18 protein-coding genes and 2 tRNA genes are annotated in these 21,972 nt (G+C 67.7%); 18 read left to right on the top strand and 2 right to left on the bottom strand.

Translation table 11 applies throughout. The features are described 5' to 3' along the window. Nucleotides 1-145: 145 nt before the first annotated feature. From B1400_RS08075 to B1400_RS07990, 18 genes are all read left to right on the top strand, one after another. A complete protein-coding gene (locus B1400_RS08075) occupies nucleotides 146-1,411 on the top strand; it encodes a methionine ABC transporter ATP-binding protein (RefSeq protein ID WP_095613900.1) in 1,266 nt (421 codons plus the stop codon). Next, nucleotides 1,411-2,124 carry a methionine ABC transporter permease gene (locus B1400_RS08070; RefSeq protein ID WP_095613899.1) on the top strand — a complete coding sequence of 238 codons (714 nt, stop codon included), beginning with the start codon at nucleotides 1,411-1,413 and terminating at the stop codon, nucleotides 2,122-2,124. Before B1400_RS08075 ends, B1400_RS08070 begins: the two co-directional genes overlap by 1 nt. A 62-nt stretch (nucleotides 2,125-2,186) precedes the next feature. Next, entirely contained in the window at nucleotides 2,187-3,341 is a 1,155-nt protein-coding gene (locus tag B1400_RS08065) for a M20 metallopeptidase family protein (RefSeq protein WP_095613898.1), read from the top strand. A 29-nt stretch (nucleotides 3,342-3,370) separates the two neighbouring features. Beyond that, a complete protein-coding gene (locus B1400_RS08060; RefSeq protein ID WP_095613897.1) occupies nucleotides 3,371-5,068 on the top strand; it encodes an NAD+ synthase in 1,698 nt (565 codons plus the stop codon). Between the two features lie 80 nt (nucleotides 5,069-5,148). Continuing rightward, nucleotides 5,149-5,346: a hypothetical protein gene (locus B1400_RS08055; protein ID WP_095613896.1), complete on the top strand. Its 198-nt coding sequence runs from the start codon at nucleotides 5,149-5,151 to the stop codon at nucleotides 5,344-5,346. A gap of 249 nt (nucleotides 5,347-5,595) precedes the next feature. Continuing rightward, nucleotides 5,596-7,971 (top strand): formate C-acetyltransferase, encoded by a 2,376-nt coding sequence (gene pflB / locus B1400_RS08050; protein ID WP_095613895.1) that lies wholly within the window; start codon nucleotides 5,596-5,598, stop codon nucleotides 7,969-7,971. Between the two features lie 151 nt (nucleotides 7,972-8,122). Further along, entirely contained in the window at nucleotides 8,123-9,004 is an 882-nt protein-coding gene (gene pflA / locus B1400_RS08045) for a pyruvate formate-lyase-activating protein (RefSeq protein WP_095613908.1), read from the top strand. 91 nt (nucleotides 9,005-9,095) lie between these two features. Beyond that, complete coding sequence (locus B1400_RS08040; protein WP_095613894.1) at nucleotides 9,096-10,382, top strand: HRDC domain-containing protein; 1,287 nt, start codon at nucleotides 9,096-9,098, stop codon at nucleotides 10,380-10,382. A gap of 49 nt (nucleotides 10,383-10,431) precedes the next feature. Further along, complete coding sequence (gene tig, locus B1400_RS08035; protein WP_095613893.1) at nucleotides 10,432-11,814, top strand: trigger factor; 1,383 nt, start codon at nucleotides 10,432-10,434, stop codon at nucleotides 11,812-11,814. A gap of 117 nt (nucleotides 11,815-11,931) precedes the next feature. After that, nucleotides 11,932-13,302 (top strand): chloride channel protein, encoded by a 1,371-nt coding sequence (locus B1400_RS08030; protein WP_407641086.1) that lies wholly within the window; start codon nucleotides 11,932-11,934, stop codon nucleotides 13,300-13,302. Between the two features lie 90 nt (nucleotides 13,303-13,392). Beyond that, complete coding sequence (locus B1400_RS08025) at nucleotides 13,393-13,980, top strand: ATP-dependent Clp protease proteolytic subunit (protein ID WP_095613891.1); 588 nt, start codon at nucleotides 13,393-13,395, stop codon at nucleotides 13,978-13,980. Nucleotides 13,981-13,982: 2 nt separating this feature from the next. Then, the gene (locus tag B1400_RS08020) at nucleotides 13,983-14,666 is read left to right on the top strand and encodes an ATP-dependent Clp protease proteolytic subunit (RefSeq protein ID WP_095613890.1); all 684 of its coding nucleotides are present in this window, start codon (nucleotides 13,983-13,985) and stop codon (nucleotides 14,664-14,666) included. A gap of 211 nt (nucleotides 14,667-14,877) precedes the next feature. Then, on the top strand, nucleotides 14,878-16,221 hold the full coding sequence (clpX, locus tag B1400_RS08015; protein WP_095613889.1) for an ATP-dependent Clp protease ATP-binding subunit ClpX: 1,344 nt from the start codon (nucleotides 14,878-14,880) through the stop codon (nucleotides 16,219-16,221). Nucleotides 16,222-16,332: 111 nt separating this feature from the next. Next, nucleotides 16,333-16,406: transfer RNA gene (locus tag B1400_RS08010), tRNA-Arg, on the top strand. A 56-nt stretch (nucleotides 16,407-16,462) separates the two neighbouring features. After that, nucleotides 16,463-16,536: transfer RNA gene (locus tag B1400_RS08005), tRNA-Arg, on the top strand. Nucleotides 16,537-17,032: 496 nt separating this feature from the next. After that, complete coding sequence (locus tag B1400_RS08000; RefSeq protein ID WP_095613888.1) at nucleotides 17,033-18,220, top strand: MalY/PatB family protein; 1,188 nt, start codon at nucleotides 17,033-17,035, stop codon at nucleotides 18,218-18,220. A 164-nt stretch (nucleotides 18,221-18,384) separates the two neighbouring features. Continuing rightward, complete coding sequence (gene nhaA, locus B1400_RS07995) at nucleotides 18,385-19,818, top strand: Na+/H+ antiporter NhaA (protein ID WP_095613887.1); 1,434 nt, start codon at nucleotides 18,385-18,387, stop codon at nucleotides 19,816-19,818. Beyond that, the gene (locus B1400_RS07990) at nucleotides 19,757-20,578 is read left to right on the top strand and encodes an LOG family protein (protein ID WP_407641085.1); all 822 of its coding nucleotides are present in this window, start codon (nucleotides 19,757-19,759) and stop codon (nucleotides 20,576-20,578) included. Before nhaA ends, B1400_RS07990 begins: the two co-directional genes overlap by 62 nt. A 65-nt stretch (nucleotides 20,579-20,643) precedes the next feature. Here B1400_RS07990 and B1400_RS07985 read toward each other — a convergent pair whose 3' ends face one another. Both B1400_RS07985 and B1400_RS07980 read right to left on the bottom strand, forming a co-directional pair. Continuing rightward, a complete protein-coding gene (locus B1400_RS07985; RefSeq protein ID WP_095613907.1) occupies nucleotides 20,644-21,315 on the bottom strand; it encodes an O-methyltransferase in 672 nt (223 codons plus the stop codon). Between the two features lie 10 nt (nucleotides 21,316-21,325). Beyond that, on the bottom strand, nucleotides 21,326-21,972 hold a 647-nt coding region (locus B1400_RS07980), incomplete at its 5' end, for a succinate dehydrogenase/fumarate reductase iron-sulfur subunit (protein WP_133064656.1).

Here is a 21,972-nt window from a genome sequence, read left to right as displayed (position 1 = left end):
GCACACGGCGCGCCGCCACGGGGCAACGCGCACGATGAGCCGCCCGTGCCGCTACAATGGCGGCCGGCGGCTTTCTCTCGCATTCGGCGCGATGCGCGGGCGACGGGGGAGAGGCGGGGCAAATCAAGGAGACAAAGGCGACACAATGACGCAAGGCAAGGAACCCATCATCGTCTTCGACCATGTGGTCAAGGAGTTCAGGCAGCGCGGCGCGAAGAAGACGATGCGCGCCGTCGACGACGTCTCGCTGAGCATCGACGAAGGCGACATCTTCGGCATCATCGGCTATTCGGGCGCCGGCAAGTCGACGCTTGTGCGCATGATCAACGCGCTCGAGCAGCCGACGAGCGGCACCGTCACCGTCATGGGCCACGACGTGTCGCATATGGGCGAGGGCAGGCTGCGGCCGGTGCGCCAGAAGATCGGCATGATCTTCCAGCAGTTCAATCTGTTCTCGCAGAAGACGGTCGCGCAGAACATCGCCTATCCGCTGAAGCTCGACCATTGGCGCAAGGACTATCAGGACAAGCGCGTGCTCGAGCTGCTCGAGTTCGTAGGCCTGTCCGAACATGCGAACAAGTACCCGTCGCAGCTGTCGGGCGGCCAGAAGCAGCGCGTCGGCATCGCGCGCGCCCTGGCGACGAACCCGAAGATCCTGCTTGCCGACGAGGCGACGAGTGCGCTCGACCCGGAGACGACGACCGAGGTGCTCCAGCTGCTCGAACGCGTCAACCGTCAGCTCGGCATCACGATCGTGCTCATCACGCATCAGATGAACGTCGTGCAGCAGATCGCCAACCGCGTCGCTGTCATGAGCGCCGGCCGCGTCGTCGAACAGGGCGATATCTACGACGTCTTCGCCGCGCCGAAGCAGCCGGTCACGAAGCGCTTCATCGCCACGGCGATGGACGGCCTGCCCGACCCGGCGCGCATCGCCGTCATGCGCGAGCAGTGGCCGGGACGTCTCGTCACCGTCGTCGTGCGTCAGCGCGACATCGTCGACGCCGACGGCAACGTGCTCGTGCCCGCCTCCGGACAGGACATCTCCGAACTCATCGCCCGCCACGGCATCAGCAGCGGCCTGCTCTACGGCGGCATCGACACCGTGCAGGACATCGCGATCGGTGCGATGACCTACGAGTTCACCGGCGACGAGGCGCGGATCGACGCCTTCCTCGACGACCTGCGCCGCCACAGCGACATCGTCGACTTCGGCACGAAGGCCGATCCGGTCGACTACGACACGGCCGTCGAACGCGCCCGCATCGCGCTCGGCCCCGACGAGGCGACAGTCACGTCGACGCCCGCGCTCGACGACGATCTCGAAATGATCGAACAGAACGACGACGTCGTCGACATGACGCCCACGACCCCGCGGGAACGCAAGGCCGCACGAAAGGAACGTGACTGATGTACACCCTCGCATCCGCATCCGCATTCGCCCCCGCCGCGACGCTCGCGAGCCGCAGCGACTGGAGCGTCCTCAAGCCGCTGCTCGCGCAGTCGGTCGTCCAGACGCTGCAGATGGTGCTCATCACAATCGTCATCGGCGGCGTGCTCGGCCTCGTGCTCGGCGTCATCCTCTACGGCACGCGCCCGGGCAACCTGTTCGAGAACCGCGTCGTCTACCGCGTGCTCGACATCCTCGTCAACATCGTGCGTCCGATCCCGTTCATCATCTTCCTCGCCGCGATGCAGCCGCTGACCGTCAAGGTCGTCGGCACGTCGATCGGCACGACGGCGGCGATCTTCCCGATGTGCATCATGTGCACGTTCGCGACGTCGCGCCTCGTCGAGCAGAACCTCGTGCCGGTCGACCACGGCGTCATCGAGGCGGCGCGCGCGATGGGCGCCTCGAAGTTCACGATCATCCGCACCGTGCTCATCCCCGAGGCGCTCGCGCCGCTCATCCTCGCCTACGCGTTCCTGTTCATCGGCGTGCTCGACATGTCCGCGATGGCCGGCTACATCGGCGGCGGCGGCCTGGGTAACTTCGCGATCGCGTACGGCTACCAGAAGTTCGACCAGACCGTCACATGGACGGCCGTCATCATCATGATCGTGCTCGTGCAGGTCGTGCAGGCCATCGCGAACGCGATCGCCAAGCGGCTGCTGCGCCGTTGAGACGACGGCGGCATACGCCGGCGAAGCGGGTACGAAGGACGCAAGAGGAAAGAGGCACCATCATGGCCGTGACGATCGAACTGAGCGACGAACTGCGCGCGATCCGCCACCATCTACACCGGCATCCGGAACGCTCCTTCGAGGAGCGCGCGACGAGCGCGTACCTCAGGGACATGCTCGCCCGGCACGGCGTCGAGCTGCTCGACGACCCGATGCCGACCGGCGTCGTCGCGCGCATCGAGGGCGCGCATCCGGGGCCGGTCGTCGGACTGCGCGCCGACATCGACGGGCTGCCGGTGCATGAGGACTCGGGACTCGACTTCGCGTCGGCCAACGACGGCGTCATGCACGCCTGCGGCCACGACCTGCACATGACGAGCCTGCTCGGCGCCGTGTTCTGGCTCAACGCGCACCGCGACCTCATCCACGGCACGCTGCGCGTCATCTTCCAGCCGGCCGAGGAGCTCGGCCGCGGCGCGCGCGCCGTCATCGACGCCGGCCTCGCCGACGGCCTCGATGCGATCATCGGCACGCACAACAACCCGAACTACGCGCCCGGCGTCCTCGCCGCCGGGTCGCAGCCGATGATGGCCGGCTGCGTGCGCTTCCGCGTGAACCTGCACGCCGACGGCGCGCATGGCGGATACCCGCACAAGGGCACCGGACCCTTCGAGGCGATGAGCTCGATGATCCTCGCGTTGCAGACGATCGTCAGCCGCAACGTCTCGCCGTTCCACCCGCTCGTCGTGTCGGTGACCGAGGTGCACGGCGGCGACGTGTGGAACGTCATCCCGGCCGAGGCCGGATTCCAGGGCACGGCGCGCTACTTCCACCGCGAGGACGGCGACCTCGCCGCCCGCCGCTTCAGGCAGATCGTCGAGTCGACGGCCGCCGCCTACGGCATCCGCGCCGACGTCGAATGGGACGACTTCCAGGCGCCGCTCGTATGCGACCCCGACCTGATCGCGCCGGTGGCCGCCGCGATCCCCGCATACGCCGAGGCCGCGCCGATCATGCCGTCGATGGCGGGGGAGGACTTCGCCGAATACGGCGAGGTGACGCGGCTCGTCTTCGCCTTCGTCGGCTCGAACGGCACGCCCGGCTGCGCGGACTGGCACAGCCCGCGCTTCGTCGGCTTCGACGAGAGCGTGAGGACCGGCGCCGAGTTCTACGCGAACGCGGCGCTCGAGACGCTGCACACGCTCGCGGCCGAATAGGGAGGCGCGCGGCGCTACACTTGGTGGGCATGAGCACACTACGTTTCGCACTCGCGCAGATCGACACCTGCGTCGGCGACCTCGACGGCAACGCCCGGAAGGTCCTCACGTTCGCACGGCGCGCCAACGAAGGCGGCGCCGACGTCGTCGTATTCCCGGAGATGACGCTCACCGGCTACCCGATCGAGGACCTCGCGCTGCGCGCGACCTTCCGCGAGGCCGCATGGGACACGGCCGACCGTCTCGCCGCCGCGCTCGGCGACGAAGGACTGGGCGGCCTGTACGTCGTCGCCGGCACGATCGGCACCGACCATGCCAACGGCAAGCCGCGCAACCGCCTCGTCGTCCTGCACGACGGCCGCGTCTGGGCCGGCTACGACAAGCATTTCCTGCCCAACTACGGCGTCTTCGACGAGTTCCGCATCTTCTCGTCCGGCGATCGGCCCGTCGTGCTCGACATCGCCGGCGCGCGCATCGGCGTCGCGATCTGCGAGGACATCTGGCAGGACGGCGGCCCCGTCGCCGAACTCGCGGGACTCGGCATCGACCTGCTGCTGACGGTCAACGGCTCGCCGTACGAGGAGGGCAAGACGCACACGCGGCTCGAACTGGGCGCTCGCCGTGCGGGCGAGGTCGGCGCGCCGATGATCTACGTCAACCAGGTCGGCGGCCAGGACGACCTCGTCTTCGACGGCGGCAGCTTCGTCGTCGACGCCGACGGCGCGCTGCTTGAACGCTCGCCGATGTTCGTCGAGGACCTCGCGTACTTCGACCTCGACACGGCGGCCGACCATCAGCGGGCGACGACGATCGCCGAGCCGCTCGACGTGGACGAGGAGGTCTACACGGCCTGCGTGCTCGGCCTCAAGGACTACATGGCCAAGAACGGCTTCACGTCGGTCACGCTCGGCCTGTCCGGCGGCATCGACTCGGCGCTCGTCGCCGCGATGGCCGCCGACGCGGCCGGCGGCGACGCGGTGTTCGGCATCTCGATGCCGAGCATGTACTCGTCGGACGGCTCGAAGGACGACGCGGCCGACCTCGCGGCGAACCTCGGCGCCCACTACGACGTGCAGCCGATCGAACCGCTCTTCGACGCCTTCCAGCGGCAGCTGGGCCTCGAGGGCGTGGCCGCCGAGAACCTGCAGGCGCGCATCCGCGGCGTCATCGTCATGGCCTATTCGAACTCGAAGGGCGCGCTCGCGCTCGCCACCGGCAACAAATCCGAGCTCGCCTGCGGCTATTCGACGATCTACGGCGATGCCGTCGGCGGCTACGCGCCGATCAAGGACGTCTTCAAGACGAAGGTGTGGGCGCTCGCGCGCTGGCGCAACCGCGCGGCCGCCGAAGGCGTCGGCGTCGGCGGCCTGCGCGTCGTCGGCAACGAGGACGGCGACGCGGGCGTCATGCCGGCCGGCGGCGTCGTCATCCCGGTGAGCTCGATCGAGAAGGCGCCGAGCGCCGAGCTGCGCCCCGGCCAGAAGGACTCGGACTCGCTGCCGGAGTACGCGTTGCTCGACAAGGTCCTCGAAGCCTACATCGAGCATGCGCACGGACGCGCCGACCTGCTCGCCGACGGCTTCGGCGAGAAGACCGTGGACACGGTCATGCGCCTCGTCGACCGCGCCGAATGGAAACGGCGCCAGTACCCGCTCGGCCCGAAGGTCAGCGCGCTCGCGTTCGGCCGCGACCGGCGCCTTCCGGTCACCGACCGGTTCCGCGAATAGCGGACCGGGGCATGCCGCGTACAGGCGTACAGTGGTGCCCGCAACGGGCGTTTGCACGAACAGCACGAAGGAGCGAGAGCATGAGCGAAGCGCAGCAGTGGTATTACAACACGGCGACCGGGAAGGTGGAACTCGGCCCGCAGTCGCCGATGGAGCATCGCATCGGGCCGTACCCGACGAAGCAGGCGGCGATGGACGCGTTGAAGACGGCGGCCGAGCGCAACAAGCGCTGGGACGACGAGGACCACGCCTGGAACAGCTGGGGCGTGTCGAAATGACGGGCCCCGCGGGCCGCTGACGTCGACGACGCGAGGCCGCGTCGGTTCCTGACAGGAGCCGGCACGGCCTCGCGTCGTCGTTCATGTGCGCGCTCACATCGTCCATGAGTGACGAGCATCACACGGGAAAAAGGGGAATGTGACCAAGGTCACGCGCGTACGCGGCCGTTCGCCGATGACGAACGGCTATCATGAAACAGGCAACGACACGAAGACGCGTCGCAACAGACCCCCCCAAAAGGAGTGAATATGGCAGCAGTTGAGGCAACCGCGGTCTCCCCGGAGGACATCAAGGAGCAGGCCTGGAAGGGCTTCGTCCCCGGCGACTGGGAAAAGGATATCGACGTCCGTGACTTCATCCAGAAGAACTACACGCCGTACGAGGGCGACGAGTCCTTCCTCGCGGACGCCACCGACAAGACGAAGCACCTGTGGCAGTACCTCGACGACAACTACCTGGCCGTCGAGCGCAAGCAGCGCGTCTACGACGTCGACACCCAGACCCCGGCTGACATCGACGCGTTCCCGGCCGGCTACATCGACTCCCCGGAGGTCGACGACGTCATTGTCGGCCTGCAGACTGACGAGCCGTGCAAGCGCGCGATGATGCCGAACGGCGGCTGGCGCATGGTCGAGCAGGCGATCAAGGAGGCCGGCAAGGAGCCCGACGCGGCGGTCAAGGCGATCTTCACGAAGTACCGCAAGACCCACAACGACGGCGTCTTCGGCGTCTACACGAAGAACATCAAGGTCGCGCGCCACAACAAGATCCTCACCGGTCTGCCGGACGCGTACGGCCGCGGCCGCATCATCGGCGACTACCGCCGCGTCGCGCTGTACGGCGTCGACACGCTGATCAAGTTCAAGCAGCGCGACAAGGACGCGATCCCGTACCGCAACGACTTCTCCGAGACCGAGATCGAGCACTGGATCCGCTACCGCGAGGAGCACGACGAGCAGATCAAGGCGCTCAAGAAGCTCATCAACCTGGGCAAGGAGTACGGCCTCGACCTGGCGCGTCCGGCGATGAACGCGAAGGAGGCCGTCCAGTGGACCTACATGGGCTACCTCGCCTCGGTCAAGAGCCAGGACGGCGCCGCGATGAGCTTCGGCCGCGTCTCCACGTTCTTCGACTGCTACTTCGAGCGCGATCTCAGGAACGGCACGATCACCGAGACCGACGCCCAGGAGATCATCGACAACCTCGTCATGAAGCTGCGCATCGTGCGCTTCCTGCGCACGAAGGACTACGATTCGATCTTCTCCGGCGACCCGTACTGGGCGACCTGGTCGGACGGCGGCTTCGGCGACGACGGCCGCACGATGGTCACGAAGACCTCGTTCCGCCTGCTCAACACGCTCACGCTCGAGCACCTGGGGCCGGGGCCGGAGCCGAACATCACGATCTTCTGGGACCCGAAGCTGCCGGAGGGCTACAAGAGCTTCTGCGCGAAGATCTCGATCGACACCTCGGCGATCCAGTACGAGTCCGACAAGGAGATCCGCTCGCACTGGGGCGACGACGCCGCGATCGCGTGCTGCGTCTCGCCGATGCGCGTGGGCAAGCAGATGCAGTTCTTCGCCGCGCGCGTCAACTCCGCGAAGGCGCTGCTGTACGCGATCAACGGCGGCCGCGACGAGATGACCGGCATGCAGGTGATCGACAAGGGCATCATCGACCCGATCAAGCCCGAGGCGGACGGCTCTCTCGACTACGAGAAGGTTAAGGCGAACTACGAGAAGGCCCTCGAATGGCTTTCGGAGACCTACGTCGAGGCGCTCAACATCATCCACTACATGCACGATAAGTACGCCTACGAGTCGATCGAGATGGCGCTGCACGACCGCGAGGTCTACCGCACGCTCGGCTGCGGCATGTCCGGCCTGTCGATCGCGGCGGATTCGCTCTCGGCCTGCAAGTACGCGAAGGTCTACCCGATCACCAACAAGGACGCCAAGGACATGCCGGGCCACGAGTTCGAGTACGTCGAGGGCGCCGACGACGACCTCGTCGTCGGCTACCGCACCGAAGGCGAGTTCCCGCTCTACGGCAACGACGACGACCGCGCCGACGACATCGCCAAGTGGGTCGTCTCGACGGTCATGGGCCAGGTCAAGCGCCTGCCGGTGTACCGCGGCGCCGTCCCGACGCAGTCGATCCTGACGATCACGTCGAACGTCGAATACGGCAAGAACACCGGTTCGTTCCCGTCCGGCCACGTCAAGGGCACGCCGTACGCGCCGGGCGCGAACCCGGAGAACGGCATGGATTCGCACGGCATGCTGCCGTCGATGTTCTCGGTCGGCAAGATCGACTACAACGACGCGCTCGACGGCATCTCGCTGACGAACACGATCACGCCCGACGGCCTGGGCCGCGACGAGGACGAGCGGATCAACAACCTCGTCGGCATCCTCGACGCCGGCAACGGCCACGGACTGTACCACGCGAACATCAACGTGCTGCGCAAGGAACAGCTCGAGGACGCCGTCGAGCACCCGGAGAAGTACCCGCACCTGACCGTGCGCGTCTCCGGCTACGCCGTCAACTTCGTCAAGCTGACGAAGGAGCAGCAGCTCGACGTCATCTCCCGCACCTTCCATCAGGGAGCCGTCGAGGACTGAGCTGAGGCACGCATCGGCGGACCCGTCGCCTGAATCGGGGACCGCCTGAGGGCGAAGGGCGGGGCGCACGACCCCGCCCTTCGCCGTATCCGGCCGTCGTACGGCGGCGCCGCCGTACGACGGCATGACAAGGACATGAATGGAGGATCCGATGGACGAGCAGACGGCATTCCGCTCGACGACGCGGCACATGCTCAAGGAATCGAAGACCTACGCGAGCCAGACGCTCATGGGCGGTCTGTCCGGCTTCGAATCGCCGATCGGCCTCGACCGGCGCGACCGCATCCGCGCGCTGAAGACCGGCGACATCGGCTTCGTGCATTCCTGGGACATCAACACGTCGGTCGACGGCCCCGGCACGCGCATGACGGTGTTCATGAGCGGATGCCCGCTGCGCTGCCAGTACTGCCAGAACCCCGACACATGGAAGATGCGCGACGGCAAGCCGGTCTACCTCGAGGCCATGGTGAAGAAGGTGGAGCGCTACGCCGACCTGTTCAAGGCGACCGGCGGCGGCATCACCTTCTCCGGCGGCGAATCGATGATGCAGCCGGCCTTCGTCTCGCGCGTATTCCACGAGGCCAAGGCCATGGGCGTGCACACGTGCCTCGACACCTCCGGGTTCCTCAACCGCAACTACACCGACGCGATGATCGACGACATCGACCTGTGCCTGCTCGACGTCAAATCCGGCGATCCGGACACCTACGAGCGCGTCACCGGCGGCATCCTGCAGCCCACGATCGACTTCGGCCGACGTCTCGCGGGGCGCGGCAAGAAGATCTGGGTGCGCTTCGTGCTCGTGCCGGGGCTGACCGACGCCGAGGAGAACGTCGACAAGGTCGCGAGGATCTGCCAGAGCTTCGGCGACGCCGTCGAGCACATCGACGTGCTGCCGTTCCACCAGCTCGGACGGCCCAAATGGCATGAGCTGCGCATCCCGTATCCGCTCGAGGACCAGAAGGGGCCGTCGAAGGCCTGCAAGGACCGGGTGCGCGAGCAGTTCGAATCGTACGGGTTCCGCGTCTACTGAGCCTTTGGTGCCATGTGGCCTTCCGTGCGCTGTCCTCGAGTGGCTGCATCATGCGTTATGTGACATCGCAAGGATCTGAAGGAGAGCACCCGTGGACGCTGAGCCGGTCCTGCTGACGCAACCACGCGAAGGCGTGCCGGAGGTCACCGACACGCTCGCCGGATACGAGAGGGCCTGCGAGCGCCTCGCCGCGGCCTCGGGGCCGCTCGCCGCCGACGCCGAACGGGCCTCCGGCTACCGCTACGGACACGAGGACCGCCTCATCCAGTTCAAGCGCGAGGGCGCCGGCATCGTCCTGCTCGACCCGATCGCGCTCGGCGAACAGGGGGTGGACTGGGGTCTGTTCAACGAGGCCGTCGGCGACGCCGTCTGGATCCTGCACGACTCGAGACAGGACCTGCCGGGGTTCGCCGATCTGGGCCTGTGCCCCGAGCATCTGTTCGACACCGAGATCGCCGCGCGCATGCTCGGGCTGCACCGTTACGGGCTCGCCTACGTCACCGAACACTACCTCGGCTTCGCGCTCGCCAAGGAGCATTCGGCCGCCGACTGGTCCCACCGCCCGCTGTCGCGCGACCTGCGCAACTATGCGGCGCTCGACGTCGAGCTGCTCATCGAGCTCGAGGCGGCGATGACGCGCGACCTCAAACACCAAGGCAAGTTCGCGTGGGCCCAGGAGGAGTTCGCCCACGCGCTGGCGACGGGCCTCGAGCCCCGCCGGCCACACCCGACGCCGTGGATGCGCGTCTCGCACATCACCGACCTCGGCGGCGACGCCCGCGCGCTCGCCGTCGCGAAGGCGCTGTGGGAGCGGCGCGACGGGCTCGCCCGGCGCTACGACATCGCGCCGACGCTGCTGCTGCCCGACGCCGCGATCATCGAGGCGGCGAAGCGCAAGCCGCACAACGCCGCGCAGTTCCGTGCGATCCGCTCGCTCAACGAACGCGTGCGCATCCAGCTGGGCACCGAGCAGGACAAGATGTTCGAGCGCTACGCGCCGATCCAACGTCAGGTCAAGCCGCGCGTATGGAAGGAGACGATCCAGCGGGCGCTCGAGCTGCCCGACGCGCAGCTGCCGCAGGTCGTGCGCCAGCAGGGAGGCGGGGAGGGCGGCAACGCGCCGAAGTCGATGCGCGTATGGCGCCAGCACCACCCGGAGCGTTACCGGCTGCTGCAGGAATGCCGCGCCGCCGTCAACCAGATCGCCGAGGACGTGCGCATCCCGCCGGACATGGTGCTCAAGCCGCAGATCCTGCGCAACCTGTGCTGGACCGACGAGCCGCGGCGGCGCGACGTGGCCGTTTTCCTGCGCGCGGAGGGCGCCAGACAATGGCAGATCGGGCTGTTGAACGCGTCGCTGACTCGCGTTATCATGTAAAAGTTGCCTTCGGGCAGACCATACGACCATATCTTTTCAGGAGCTAAGCGTGAAAATCAGCGTCAGGAACCTCGAGCCCACCAAGGCCAAGCTCACCATCACCGTCGATCAGGACGAATTTGAACCGTACCTCGACGGGGCCCGCAAGGAGATCGCCGAGCAGATCACCGTCCCCGGCTTCCGCAAGGGCCACGTGCCCGGCAAGCTCGTCGACAAGCGCGTCGGCTTCGGCGCCGTCGCCGGCGAGGCCGTGAACAAGGCGCTGCCGGACTTCTACTCCCAGGCCCTGCAGGAGAAGGACATCCGTCCGATGGCGCAGCCGGAGATCGAAGTCGTCGAACTGCCGGAAAGCGCCGATGACGACACGAAGCTCAAGTTCACCGCGACCGTCGAGCGCCGTCCCGACTTCGAGCTGCCCGAGCTCGACGGCATGACGATCGCCGTCGAGAAGGACGAGGTCTCGGACGACGACGTCAACGCGCGCCTCGACATGTTGCGCCAGCGCTTCGCGACGCTCGTCGGCGTCGACCGCCCGGCCCAGAACGGCGACTACGCGAACATCGACCTCACGGCGACGATCGACGGCGAGACCGTCGACTCCCAGGAGGGCGTCAGCTACGAGATTGGCTCCGGCACGATGCTCGAGGGCCTCGACGAGGCGCTCGACGGCCTGTCGGCCGGCGAGGAGACGACCTTCGAGTCGAAGCTCGAAGGCGGCGAACACGAGGGAGAGACCGCCACGGTCAAGGTCAAGGTCAACTCCGTCAAGGCCGAGGAGCTTCCGGAGCTCGACGACGACTTCGCGCAGGAGGCCTCCGAGTTCGACACGCTCGACGAGCTCAAGGACGAGATCCGCAAGAACGTCGAGGCCGACGCCGAGGGCCGTCAGGCCACGAAGGCGCGCGACGCGTTCATCGAGACGATCGAGAAGGACCTCGACATCCCGGCGCCGAAGGGCGTCAAGGAGCACATGATCGAGCAGCAGCTGCAGAGCATGGGCGTCGACAAGGACAAGGCGACCGCCGAGCAGAAGAAGCAGGCCGAGGAGGAGGTCGACAAGCTGCTCAAGGACCAGATGGTCCTCGATGCGCTCGCCGAGAAGCTCGACGTGCAGGTCTCCCAGTCCGACGTCTTCAACTTCCTCGCTTCGATCGCCCAGCAGTACGGCATGGATCCGAACCAGTTCATCCAAGCCATCATGCGCAACGGCCAGATCGGCTCCGCAGTCGAGGAGGTCGCCCGTTCCAAGGGCCTGCTCGCCGGCATGCGCGCCGTCACCTTCACCGTCGACGGCGAACCGCTCGACCTGAGCGCCTTCCTCGGCTCCGATGACGCCGCAGCCGAGGTCGACGAGGACGAATCCGTCGCCGCCGCGGCCGCCGCGGCTGCCGTCGCCGATTCGCTCAACGCCGGCGACGAGACCGAAGCCTGATCGCAAGGCGACCGGCCATACCGCTGATTCGATTCCGATGCCCCGCATCCGCATCCCGCGGACGCGGGGCATCGCCGTTAGCGTAATCCCATCGCCGCGGAGGCCATCATGGAGGGCATGGGCATGAACATCACCGCAGGTCATTTCGACAACGACGAGGCCGTGGCGCGCGAGCTGCGCGACGACGACCTCGACCCGGGACGCCGGCCGATCGGCTCGCGTCTGACGGCGCTCGTCGCCACCATCGCGTTGCTCGGCATCATCGTCGGCGCCTGCGCCGGACTGCTCACGCTGCTGCTGTACGCGATCGAGCATCTGGCGCTCGGCTTCGTCGAGTCGCCGGCGATGCCCGGCCCGTTCCTGACGCATCCGCTCCGTCGCGCCGTCTCTCTGATCGGCGGCGCGACGGTCGCCGCCGTGTGCTGGTGGCTGCTGCGCACGCGTACGACCGCCGTGCCGTCGGTGGGGCAGGCCGTTCGCGGCTCCCTGATGCCGGCATGGCAGACGGTATGCCATGTGCTGCTGCAGATCGGCATCGTTGGCTGCGGCTTGTCGGTCGGCCGTGAGGTCGCGCCGCGCGAACTGGGCGCGATGCTCGCGCAGCGCCTGTGCCGATGGACGGGGCTGCACCGGCGCGATCTGATGGAGGTCGTCGCGATCTCGGCGGGCGCGGGCCTCGCCGGCGTGTACAACGCGCCGCTCGCAGGCGCGTTCTTCGCGATCGAGATCCTGCTCAAGGACGTGACGGCGGCCACGGTCGCGCTGTCGCTGCTGTGCTCGAGTCTGGCCGCATGGGTCGCCACGCTCATCAAGGGGACGCACGCCTTCTACGTCATCGGCGCGGTCGACGCGCATTTCACGCCCGATCTGTTCGCCTTCGCCGTCGTCGTCGGCGTCCTCGCCGGCGTGTGCGGGGCGTGGTTCCGCCGCGGGGCGCAGTGGGCGGAATCGCACAAGGCCCGGGGGTCGGCGATCCTGTGGCAGCTGCCGCTCGCCGGCGCCGTCACCGCCCTCGTCGCGATCTGGATCCCGCAGGTCATGGGCAACGGCCGCGCGACGGCGCAGATGGGCTTCTCGGGGCGCCCCGAGCTGGCGTTCATCCCGCTGCTGCTCGTCTCCTTCGCCGCGAAGGCCGTCGTCACGCTGATGACGATCCGCGCGGGCGCCTCGGGCGGCGTGCTCACGCCGGGCATCGCGCTCGGCTCGTCGCTCGGCTGCATGCTCGGCGTGTGCTGGCTGCTCATGTTCGGGACGAACTCGATCGGCGTGTATGCGCTGCTCGGGGCGTGCGCGCTGCTCGCCGCCTCGCAGAACGCGCCGCTGATGGCGATGACGCTCGTCATGGAGCTCACCGAGGCGCCGTCGAACCTGTATGTGCCGGTCGCATGCGCATGCGCCGTCTCGGTCGGCACGGGGCTGCTCGTCGCCCGGCTGCATGCGCGGCGCGCGTCCGGGGGTACGCGCGTCGCGCATGCGGGTCGGGAATAGAAACGGGGCGCCGTCGTTTGAACCAAGTAATGTGACTGTTCAGGACACACCAATGAAGGAGACAACGTGAGTAACCTACTTACGCCGACGATGGACGACGGCGCGATGCCGGCGGGCCCCGCCGATCCGATCTTCAACCGACTCCTCAAGGACCGCATCATCTGGATGGGCGAGGAAGTCAAGGACGACATGGCGAACCGCATCTGCGCGCAGATGCTCATGCTCGCCGCCGAGGACCCCAAGAGCGACATCTGGCTCTACATCAACTCGCCGGGCGGCTCGATCACGGCCGGCATGGCGATCTACGACACGATGCAGCTCATCGAGCCGGACGTCGCGACGGTCGGCATCGGCATGTGCGCGTCGATGGGCCAGTTCCTGCTGAGCTCGGGCACGAAGGGCAAGCGCTTCCTGACGTCGCACGCGCGCGTGCTCATGCACCAGCCCTCGGGCGGCATCGGCGGCACGACGACCGACGTGCGCATCAGCGCCGAGCTCATCATGAACATGAAGAAGACGCTCGCGGAGCTCACGGCCGAGCAGACGGGGCACACCGTCGAGGAGATCTACCGCGACAACGAATACGACCACTGGTTCACCGCGCAGGAGGCGCTCGAGTACGGCTTCGTCGACAAGCTCGTCTCGACGCACGACACGATGAACACGGACAAGGAGTGAGCATGGCATCCGAGGAAGCGAAATTCGTCGCACGCGCCGAACGACTCGCCGGACCGCGTGGCGTGGCCGGCTTCCGGTCGCCGAGCGCGCGCTACATCGTGCCGGAGTTCGAGGAGAAGACGCCGTACGGCTACAAGCGGCAGAACCCGTACACGAGGCTCTTCGACGACCGCATCATCTTCATGGGCGTCCAGGTGGACGACACGACGGCCGACGACATCATGGCGCAGCTGCTCGTGCTCGAAAGCATGGACCCGAACCGCGACGTGATGATGTACATCAACTCGCCGGGCGGCTCGATGACGGCGATGACGGCGATCTATGACACGATGAACTACATCCAGCCGGACGTGCAGACCGTGTGCCTCGGCCAGGCGGCCTCCGCGGCGGCGATCCTGCTCGCGGCCGGCACGAAGGGCAAGCGCCTGATCCTGCCGAACGCGCGCGTGCTCATCCACCAGCCGGCGATCGACCAGGGATTCGGCAAGGCGACCGAGATCGAGATCCAGGCCAAGGAGATGCTGCGCATGCGCCAGTGGCTCGAGGACACGCTCGCGAAGCACACCGGCCAGCCTATCGAACGCATCCGCAAGGACATCGAGGTCGACACGTTCCTGACGGCCCAGGAGGCCAAGGAATACGGCATCGTCGACGAGGTGCTCGAGCCGCGCGGCGCGAAGGCCTGAGCCTGCCGGGGGCTCCCGGTCCGCATCCGGGGCATAGACGGAACACGGCGGCGCCGACCACGATCACGGTGGCCGGCGCCGCCGTGTTCCGCGTTGTGCGGGGCGCCTTGCGGACCATCGTGCATCCTGACGGCTATCATGGGTCGCGGCGGCGCATGGCGCGCCGCGGCCGGCGACGACGGCATCCGCGACACGGCGAGGGACGGCGACGATGGGACGAGTGATCAGCTACAACGACGGCATGCAGCGCTGCGCGTTCTGCGGCAAGGGCGAACGCGAGGTGAACCGCCTCGTCGCCGGCGCCGGCGTGGCGATCTGCGACGAATGCGTCGCGCTGTGCGTCGAGATCATCGCCGACGAGCAGGCGAAGGACGCCAAGCTCGAGGTCATGAAGCTGCCGAGGCCGGCGCAGATCCACGCCGTGCTCGACGAATACGTCATCGGGCAGGAGGCGGCCAAGCGCACATTGAGCGTCGCCGTCTACAACCATTTCAAACGCATCGAGATCGAGAAGGCGCGCCGCACGCGGCGGACGGACGACGACGGAGACGCGATGCTGACGCCGGCGGCGCGGCGCATCGCCGACCCGGACGACGACGTCGACGTCGCCAAGTCGAACATCCTGATGCTCGGGCCGACCGGCGTGGGCAAGACCTACCTCGCGCAGACGCTTGCGAAGGCGATGCGGGTGCCCTTCGTCATCGTCGACGCGACGACGCTCACCGAGGCCGGTTACGTCGGCGACGACGTCGAGACGGTGCTCCAGCGGCTCATCCAGGCCGCCGACGGCGACGTCCCGCGCGCGAGCCACGGCATCATCTACATCGACGAGATCGACAAGATCGCACGCAAGAGCGGCGAGAACACGTCGGTGACGCGCGACGTTTCCGGCGAGGGCGTGCAGCAGGCGCTCCTCAAGATCATCGAGGGCACCGTCGCGAACGTGCCGGTCGAAGGCGCGCGCAAGCACCGCGAGGCCGAATCGGTGCAGATCGATACGCGCGACATCCTGTTCATCTGCGGCGGCGCCTTCGTCGGACTCGACGAGATCGTCGCCGACCGGCTCGGACGGCGCGCGAGCGGCTTCGGCGCGTCGTGGCGGCAGCGTGGCGTCAACCGCGCCGCGCTGCTCGCGCAGGTGTGCGCCGACGACCTCGAGGCCTTCGGGCTGCTGCCCGAGTTCATCGGACGGCTGCCGGTCGTCACGGCGCTCGACGAGCTCGACGCGGACGACCTCAAGGCGATCCTGACGAAACCGGCGAACGCGCTGACGCGCCAGTACCGCAAGCTGTTCGCCGTCGACGGCGTGACGCTCACCTTCACCGACGACGCGATCGACCTCATCGCGCGCATCGCGCTCGAACGCGGCACCGGCGCACGCGGCCTGCGTTCGATCATCGAACGCACGCTCGAGGACGCGATGTACGACGTGCCGGGCGACGACGCCGTCAGCGAGGTCATCGTCGACGCCGAGGCCGTCAACGGCGCGCGCGGCCCGAGGATCGTCGCCGACGGGCGCAGGCCGGCGCTGCGCCTCGAACGCACCAGTGCGTGAGGTGAGGGGACAGGAGGCGGCGAATACGCGGAAACAGTGGCGACACGCCGACGATTTGATGTGATTGTGAAAGCGTTGTATATTTTTCGAGTTGCCAAAAACAAGCAACATGCGCGAGTAGCCCAGCGGATTAGAGCAGCTGACTACGGATCAGCAGGTCGCAGGTTCGAATCCTGTCTCGCGCACTTGGCCGTTGCAGTGGAGGCGTGCGAACGTCGGTCACTTCGGATGCAGCGGTGCTGCGCGAGTAGCCCAGCGGATTAGAGCAGCTGACTACGGATCAGCAGGTCGCAGGTTCGAATCCTGTCTCGCGCACAATAAGCCCTTGGTTGCGTATGCAGCCAAGGGCTTAACCAATTTCCGGATCCGGACCGCCTCATCGCGGTCCCGGCCTCCGTGGAGGCGCGCGTATGCGACGCTATCGTCCGGCGCTTCCCACACATACTCACGCCCGGAAATAACCATCCGGCCATGATCTGTGCTATACTCGGCAACTGTCATCATAGTTACCCTTTCCGGCGTAGCCGCTGGATAACTACTAGCCCGGCATCTGCAACATGCCGGGCATTTTCATATCCGGTAGCCATGCCATACACGCCCATGAACGGCATGAGCAACCGGCCGCCCTGCCATATGCATGCGGAAGGCGGCATACGCCGCGCCGTCAACGTGGGATGGGGCACTGGCTGCGCTGAGGCTCCCATGAAACGATGGTTCGGATTGCGCCGCTCGTAACACGGGGGCGCTAGGGTGGCGTTCCGTATGAAGCGGACGGCGCGCCCCGATGGCGTGCCCGGAGTATGGAGACAGCATGTTCGATTTCGACACCCGCCCCGAACGCCGGCATACGACGTCGGCCAAATGGAAGCTCATCGAGGACGAGCTTGGCGCGGGGCATGACGACGTCGTCGCGATGTCGGTCGCCGACATGGAGTTCGTGCCGGCGCCGCAGATCGTCGACGCGATCGTCGACGCGGCGCGCCATGACGTCTTCGGCTACGACTATGCGACCGACGCCTACTACGAGGCGGTCGTGGGCTGGATGCGCCGGCGCCACGGCCTTGAGATCGACCCGTCGTGGATACGGCTGTCCGACGGCGTCATGCCGGCGATCAACACGGCGCTGCGCGCGTTCACGCATCCGGGCGACGTCATCGTCATCCAGCGGCCGGTGTACTACCCGTTCACCGACGCGGCGCGCGGCAACGGCCTGACGATCTCGAACAACGCGCTCGTCCACGACGAGGCGTCGGGACGCTACACGATCGACTTCGACGACCTCGATGCGCGTCTCGCCGACCCGCGTTGCACGGCGATGCTGCTGTGCAACCCGCACAACCCGGTCGGCCGCGTCTGGACCGCCGACGAACTGCGCCGGATCGGCGACCTGTGCATCGCGCACGACGTGCTGCTGCTCGTCGACGAGATCCACGCCGACTTCGGACGCGACGGCCATCCGGTGACGATGTTCGGCGCGCTCGGAGAGCCCTACGCGAGCCATGCGATCGAGTTCACGGCGCCGACGAAGACCTTCAACCTCGCCGGGCTGCTGTGCTCGAACGCCTTCATCCGCGACGCGCGCATGCGTGCGCGCTACGACGTCGCCGCCGCGAACATCGGCGGCATGACCGTCAGCCACTTCGGACTCGTCGCCTGCATCGCCGCCTACGACGGCGCCGAGGCGTGGTTCGACGAGCTGCTCGGCGTACTCGAACGCAACCGCGGCGTGCTCGCCGGCTTCGCGTCCGAGCATCCGGGCGTGGCGCTCGTCGAGCCGGAGGGCACCTACCTCGCCTGGGTCGACTTCCGGGGGCTGGGCCTCGACGCCGACGCGCTGCGCGACTTCATGCACGAGCGAGCCCGCGTCTACTTCGACGAGGGCGTGATGTTCGGCCCCGAAGGCGCCGGATTCGAGCGAGTCAACCTCGCCTGCCCGACGCCGATGCTGCAGGAGGTGCTCGGGCGCCTTGGGGCGGCGCTCGCGACGCTTGGACGATGAGGCGCGGCGCTTGGGGCGCCCGCACGCCGAGCGCGACGTCCGGCGAGGTCGAGAAAGCGTGAACATCCGGCGCCGGCGTCTAGGCGGCCGGCGCCGGATGCGGCATAATGGAAGACGTTTGCGTGTGGAGGGCGGTCGTTGCGGCCGCATGAACGGGAGGTGCGATGAGCGGGAAATCACAGGGACCATGGGCGGCCGTCCGAAGGGTGGCGGCGTCCGACCGCATATCCGGCCTGATCATGCTCGGCTTCGCGCTCATGGGCCTCGTCCTGGCGAACATCCCGGCGACGGCCGCATGGTTCGAGCATCTGTCGCACTTCGAGCTGGGCATCCCCGGCACGAACCTCACGATGGGCGTCGGGCATTGGGCTCAGGACGGCCTGCTGACGATCTTCTTCCTCGTCGTCGGCCTTGAGCTCAAGCAGGAGCTGACGACCGGATCGCTGTCGAACGTCCGCGCCGCCGCCGTGCCGATGCTGTGCGCCGTCGGCGGCATGATCGTGCCGCCGATCCTGTTCGTCGCCGTCGTCGCGCTGTTCTCGCGCTACGGCGCCGGCGACCCGGGCAGTCTGCTCATCGCGAACGGCGCGACCTTCCCGTTCTCCGAGGCGGCGCACGGATGGGCGATCCCGACGGCGACCGACATCGCGTTCTCGCTCGCCGTGCTTGCGCTGTTCGCCAAGGCGCTGCCGGGGTCGATCCGCGCGTTCCTGATGACGCTGGCGACCGTCGACGACCTGCTCGCGATCATCCTCATCGCCGTGTTCTTCTCGTCGCTCAACGCCTGGTACTGGTTCGTCGGCATCGCCGTGTGCGCCGTGGCCTGGTACTTCCTCGTGCGCATGCGCAAGGTGCCGTGGTTCGGCGTCGCCGTCATCGGCATCCTCTCGTGGGTCATGATGTACGAGGCGGGCGTCCACCCGACGCTCGCCGGCGTCCTTGTCGGCCTGCTCACGCCGGCGCGCGCGATGTACGGGGAACGCGACGCCCGCGCCGAACGCTACGCCGACAAGCTCCAGCCGTTCTCGGCGCTGCTCGCGCTGCCGATCTTCGCGTTCTTCGCCACCGGCGTGCACTTCGACGCGATCACGCCGATGCTGCTTGTCTCGCCGATCGTCATCGGCATCATCGTCGCGCTCGTTGTCGGCAAGCCGCTCGGCATCATGGCCGTCGCATGGTGCTCGACGCATGTCGGGACGCTGAGGATGCCGAAGGGGTTGCGCGTGCGCGACATGTTCCCGGCGGCCGTCGCCTGCGGCATCGGATTCACCGTCTCCTTCCTGATCGCCTCGCTCGCCTACGCCAACGCCGAACTGTCCGCGGAGGCGCGCTTCGGCGTGCTGCTCGCGTCGCTGCTCGCCGCCGCCGTCTCCGGCGTGCTGCTGAGCCGCCAGTCGAAGCGCTTCGAAGCGCGCGCGGCCATGGTGAAGGGTCCCGAGGACACGGAACGCGGCTCGGGACGCACCGAGACCACGCTCGCCGATGGTACTGTGGTGCTCAGCCAGAGCATCGGCGGCAGACGAAAGGAGCCGGCACATGACGACGGAACGGCAACCGCAGGCAAACGAACGAAACGAGGACGACGCACGCGTCGATGACGCGAGGTGGAACGAAGGGGGTGAAGGCGTCTCGCCGCTCGGCCAGACCTACCGGCAGGGCGCCGTGCTGCTGCGCGGGCAGATGATCCCGCAGGAGAGCACGACCGAACGGCTGCTCAAGCCGGACCCGTCGACCGACTGGCTGCACCGCGACCCATGGCGCGTGCTGCGCATCCAGGCCGAGTTCGTCGATGGCTTCGGCTCGCTCGCCGACCTGGGACCCGCCGTCAGCATCTTCGGTTCGGCACGCATCCAGCCCGACGAGGACGCCTACCGCGCCGCGCTCGCGATGGGCGAACGCATCGCGCGGCGCGACGTCGCCGTCATCACCGGCGGAGGCCCCGGCATCATGGAGGCCGCGAACAAGGGCGCCGCGCTCGCCGGAGGCAAATCGGTGGGGCTCGGCATCGAACTGCCTCATGAGCAGGGCATCAACGAATGGGTCAACCTTGGCATGACCTTCCGGTACTTCTTCGTGCGCAAGACGATGTTCATGAAGTACTCGCAGGGCGTCATCGTGTGCCCGGGCGGCTTCGGCACGCTCGACGAGACCTTCGAGGCACTCACGCTCGTGCAGACGCACAAGGTGGCGCGCATCCCGATCGCGCTGTACGACACGGCGTACTGGCAGGGGCTGTTCGATTGGATCAACGGCGCCGTCAAGGACCGCGGCCTCATCTCGGCGCTCGACCCGTCGCTCGTGACGATCACCGACGACGTCGACGAGGCCGTCGCCGTCGCCACGTCGCAAATCGGCTGACGCGCGCGGACGCATATGGCGGCGCAGCACGGTTCAAACCGAACCGCGGGGCGCCGCCATATGCGTCAGCGCAGCACGGCGATGAGCACGCCGTCGCCGGTCGGCGTCATCGCGCTGACGAAGCGTTCGTCGTCCTCGATGCGCTCGAGCAGTTCGCGCATGAGCACCGCCTTCTCGCCGCGGTCGGCCGGGTTCGTTAGGCCGCCCTTGGCATGCGGCGCACGCATCGCGAGCGCGTCGGTGAACACGACGGCGCCGCCGCGGCGCAGCAGACGCGGTGCCTGCTCGAACACCGGCATGTAGTTCGAGGCGTCGCCGGACACGACGATGAGGTCGTAGTCGTTGCCGTTGAGCCGCTGGAGGAAGACGGAGGGCGCGGCGTTGACGGCGCGCAGCGTCGTGCGCGTCGTATCGTCGATGCCGGAGAAGAACGCGCGGATCGCCGCGACGCCGGCGGCGGATGAGTCGACGGCGGTGAGCTTGCCGGCGCCGGCGAGGCCCTCGACGAGCTGCGCGGACTCGACGAGCGAGCCGGTGCCGACGACGATCGCGGACGTGGCCTTCGTCATCTGCGCGAAGGCGCTGAGCAGGAAGCCCTCCGAGGCGGGGCACGGCGCGAGGTCGGCCCGCGTCGCCAGCTCGCGCGCCCGGCGCACGAGCTGCGGTTCCCTCGCCGACTCGTGGTCCTCGATGCAGACCCATGCCTTGGCGTGGTTGTCGTATGTGCGTTTGTCCATCATCGCCGCGTTACGCCTCACGTTCCTTGACCTGTGCGATGAGCTGCCAGATCTGCTCGCCGACGTCGATGCCCACCGGGCATTCGCGCGAGCAGGCGCGCACCGACTGGCAGGCTTGGATGCCGTCCGCCGTGTCGATCGCCTCGAGCCGCTCGCGGGTGGCCTCGTCGCGGGAATCGTCGATGAATCTGGCCTGGTTGATCAGCGCGGCCGGTCCGACGAACGCCTCGCCGCCGGCGTACACCGGGCATGCGCCCTCGCAGGCGCCGCAGACGATGCAGGTCGTCAGCGTCTCGTACTTCGCGAGCTGCTCGGGGCTCTGCAGGTATTCGAGCACGTCGACCTTGCCGTCCTCGGTCGTCGCGAGCACGCCGTCGGCGATCAGATACGGCTTGAGCCGTTTGATCTGCTCGAGCATCGGGTCGATGTCGGCGATGAGGTCGCGGTCGACGGCGAATCCGGGCAGCGGCGCGAGCTCGATGACGCCGAGCCCGTCGGCGCCGTCCGGTTCACCCGCCTCGGAGCCGGTGCGCCGGAAGCCTTCGGCGTCGACGGTGCGCTCGGGCTGCGCCCAGTCGGCGATCCTCGCCTTGCACAGCAGCGTCGGCGTGCCGTTGACGGCCGCCGCGTCGGAGCCGCACATGCCGTGTCCGCATG

Origin of the sequence: Bifidobacterium italicum, from assembly GCF_002286915.1 — a bacterium.
GTDB classification, from domain to species: Bacteria; Actinomycetota; Actinomycetes; order Actinomycetales; family Bifidobacteriaceae; genus Bifidobacterium; species Bifidobacterium italicum.
Note: the sequence above shows the minus strand (reverse complement) of the source record. Positions and strands in the feature narration are given on the sequence as shown.

What these genes read in the sequence shown, in the direction of transcription:
- B1400_RS07985 (WP_095613907.1), bottom strand. Translation starts at nt 21,315, where the DNA reads ATGGACAAACGCACATACGACAACCACGCCAAGGCATGGGTCTGCATC.
- B1400_RS08065 (WP_095613898.1), top strand. Translation starts at nt 2,187, where the DNA reads ATGGCCGTGACGATCGAACTGAGCGACGAACTGCGCGCGATCCGCCAC.
- B1400_RS08000 (WP_095613888.1), top strand. Translation starts at nt 17,033, where the DNA reads ATGTTCGATTTCGACACCCGCCCCGAACGCCGGCATACGACGTCGGCC.
- B1400_RS08030 (WP_407641086.1), top strand. Translation starts at nt 11,932, where the DNA reads ATGGGCATGAACATCACCGCAGGTCATTTCGACAACGACGAGGCCGTG.
- clpX (WP_095613889.1), top strand. Translation starts at nt 14,878, where the DNA reads ATGGGACGAGTGATCAGCTACAACGACGGCATGCAGCGCTGCGCGTTC.
- B1400_RS08075 (WP_095613900.1), top strand. Translation starts at nt 146, where the DNA reads ATGACGCAAGGCAAGGAACCCATCATCGTCTTCGACCATGTGGTCAAG.
- B1400_RS08055 (WP_095613896.1), top strand. Translation starts at nt 5,149, where the DNA reads ATGAGCGAAGCGCAGCAGTGGTATTACAACACGGCGACCGGGAAGGTG.
- nhaA (WP_095613887.1), top strand. Translation starts at nt 18,385, where the DNA reads ATGAGCGGGAAATCACAGGGACCATGGGCGGCCGTCCGAAGGGTGGCG.
- pflB (WP_095613895.1), top strand. Translation starts at nt 5,596, where the DNA reads ATGGCAGCAGTTGAGGCAACCGCGGTCTCCCCGGAGGACATCAAGGAG.
- B1400_RS08070 (WP_095613899.1), top strand. Translation starts at nt 1,411, where the DNA reads ATGTACACCCTCGCATCCGCATCCGCATTCGCCCCCGCCGCGACGCTC.
- B1400_RS08060 (WP_095613897.1), top strand. Translation starts at nt 3,371, where the DNA reads ATGAGCACACTACGTTTCGCACTCGCGCAGATCGACACCTGCGTCGGC.
- B1400_RS07990 (WP_407641085.1), top strand. Translation starts at nt 19,757, where the DNA reads ATGACGACGGAACGGCAACCGCAGGCAAACGAACGAAACGAGGACGAC.
- pflA (WP_095613908.1), top strand. Translation starts at nt 8,123, where the DNA reads ATGGACGAGCAGACGGCATTCCGCTCGACGACGCGGCACATGCTCAAG.
- B1400_RS08020 (WP_095613890.1), top strand. Translation starts at nt 13,983, where the DNA reads ATGGCATCCGAGGAAGCGAAATTCGTCGCACGCGCCGAACGACTCGCC.
- B1400_RS08025 (WP_095613891.1), top strand. Translation starts at nt 13,393, where the DNA reads ATGGACGACGGCGCGATGCCGGCGGGCCCCGCCGATCCGATCTTCAAC.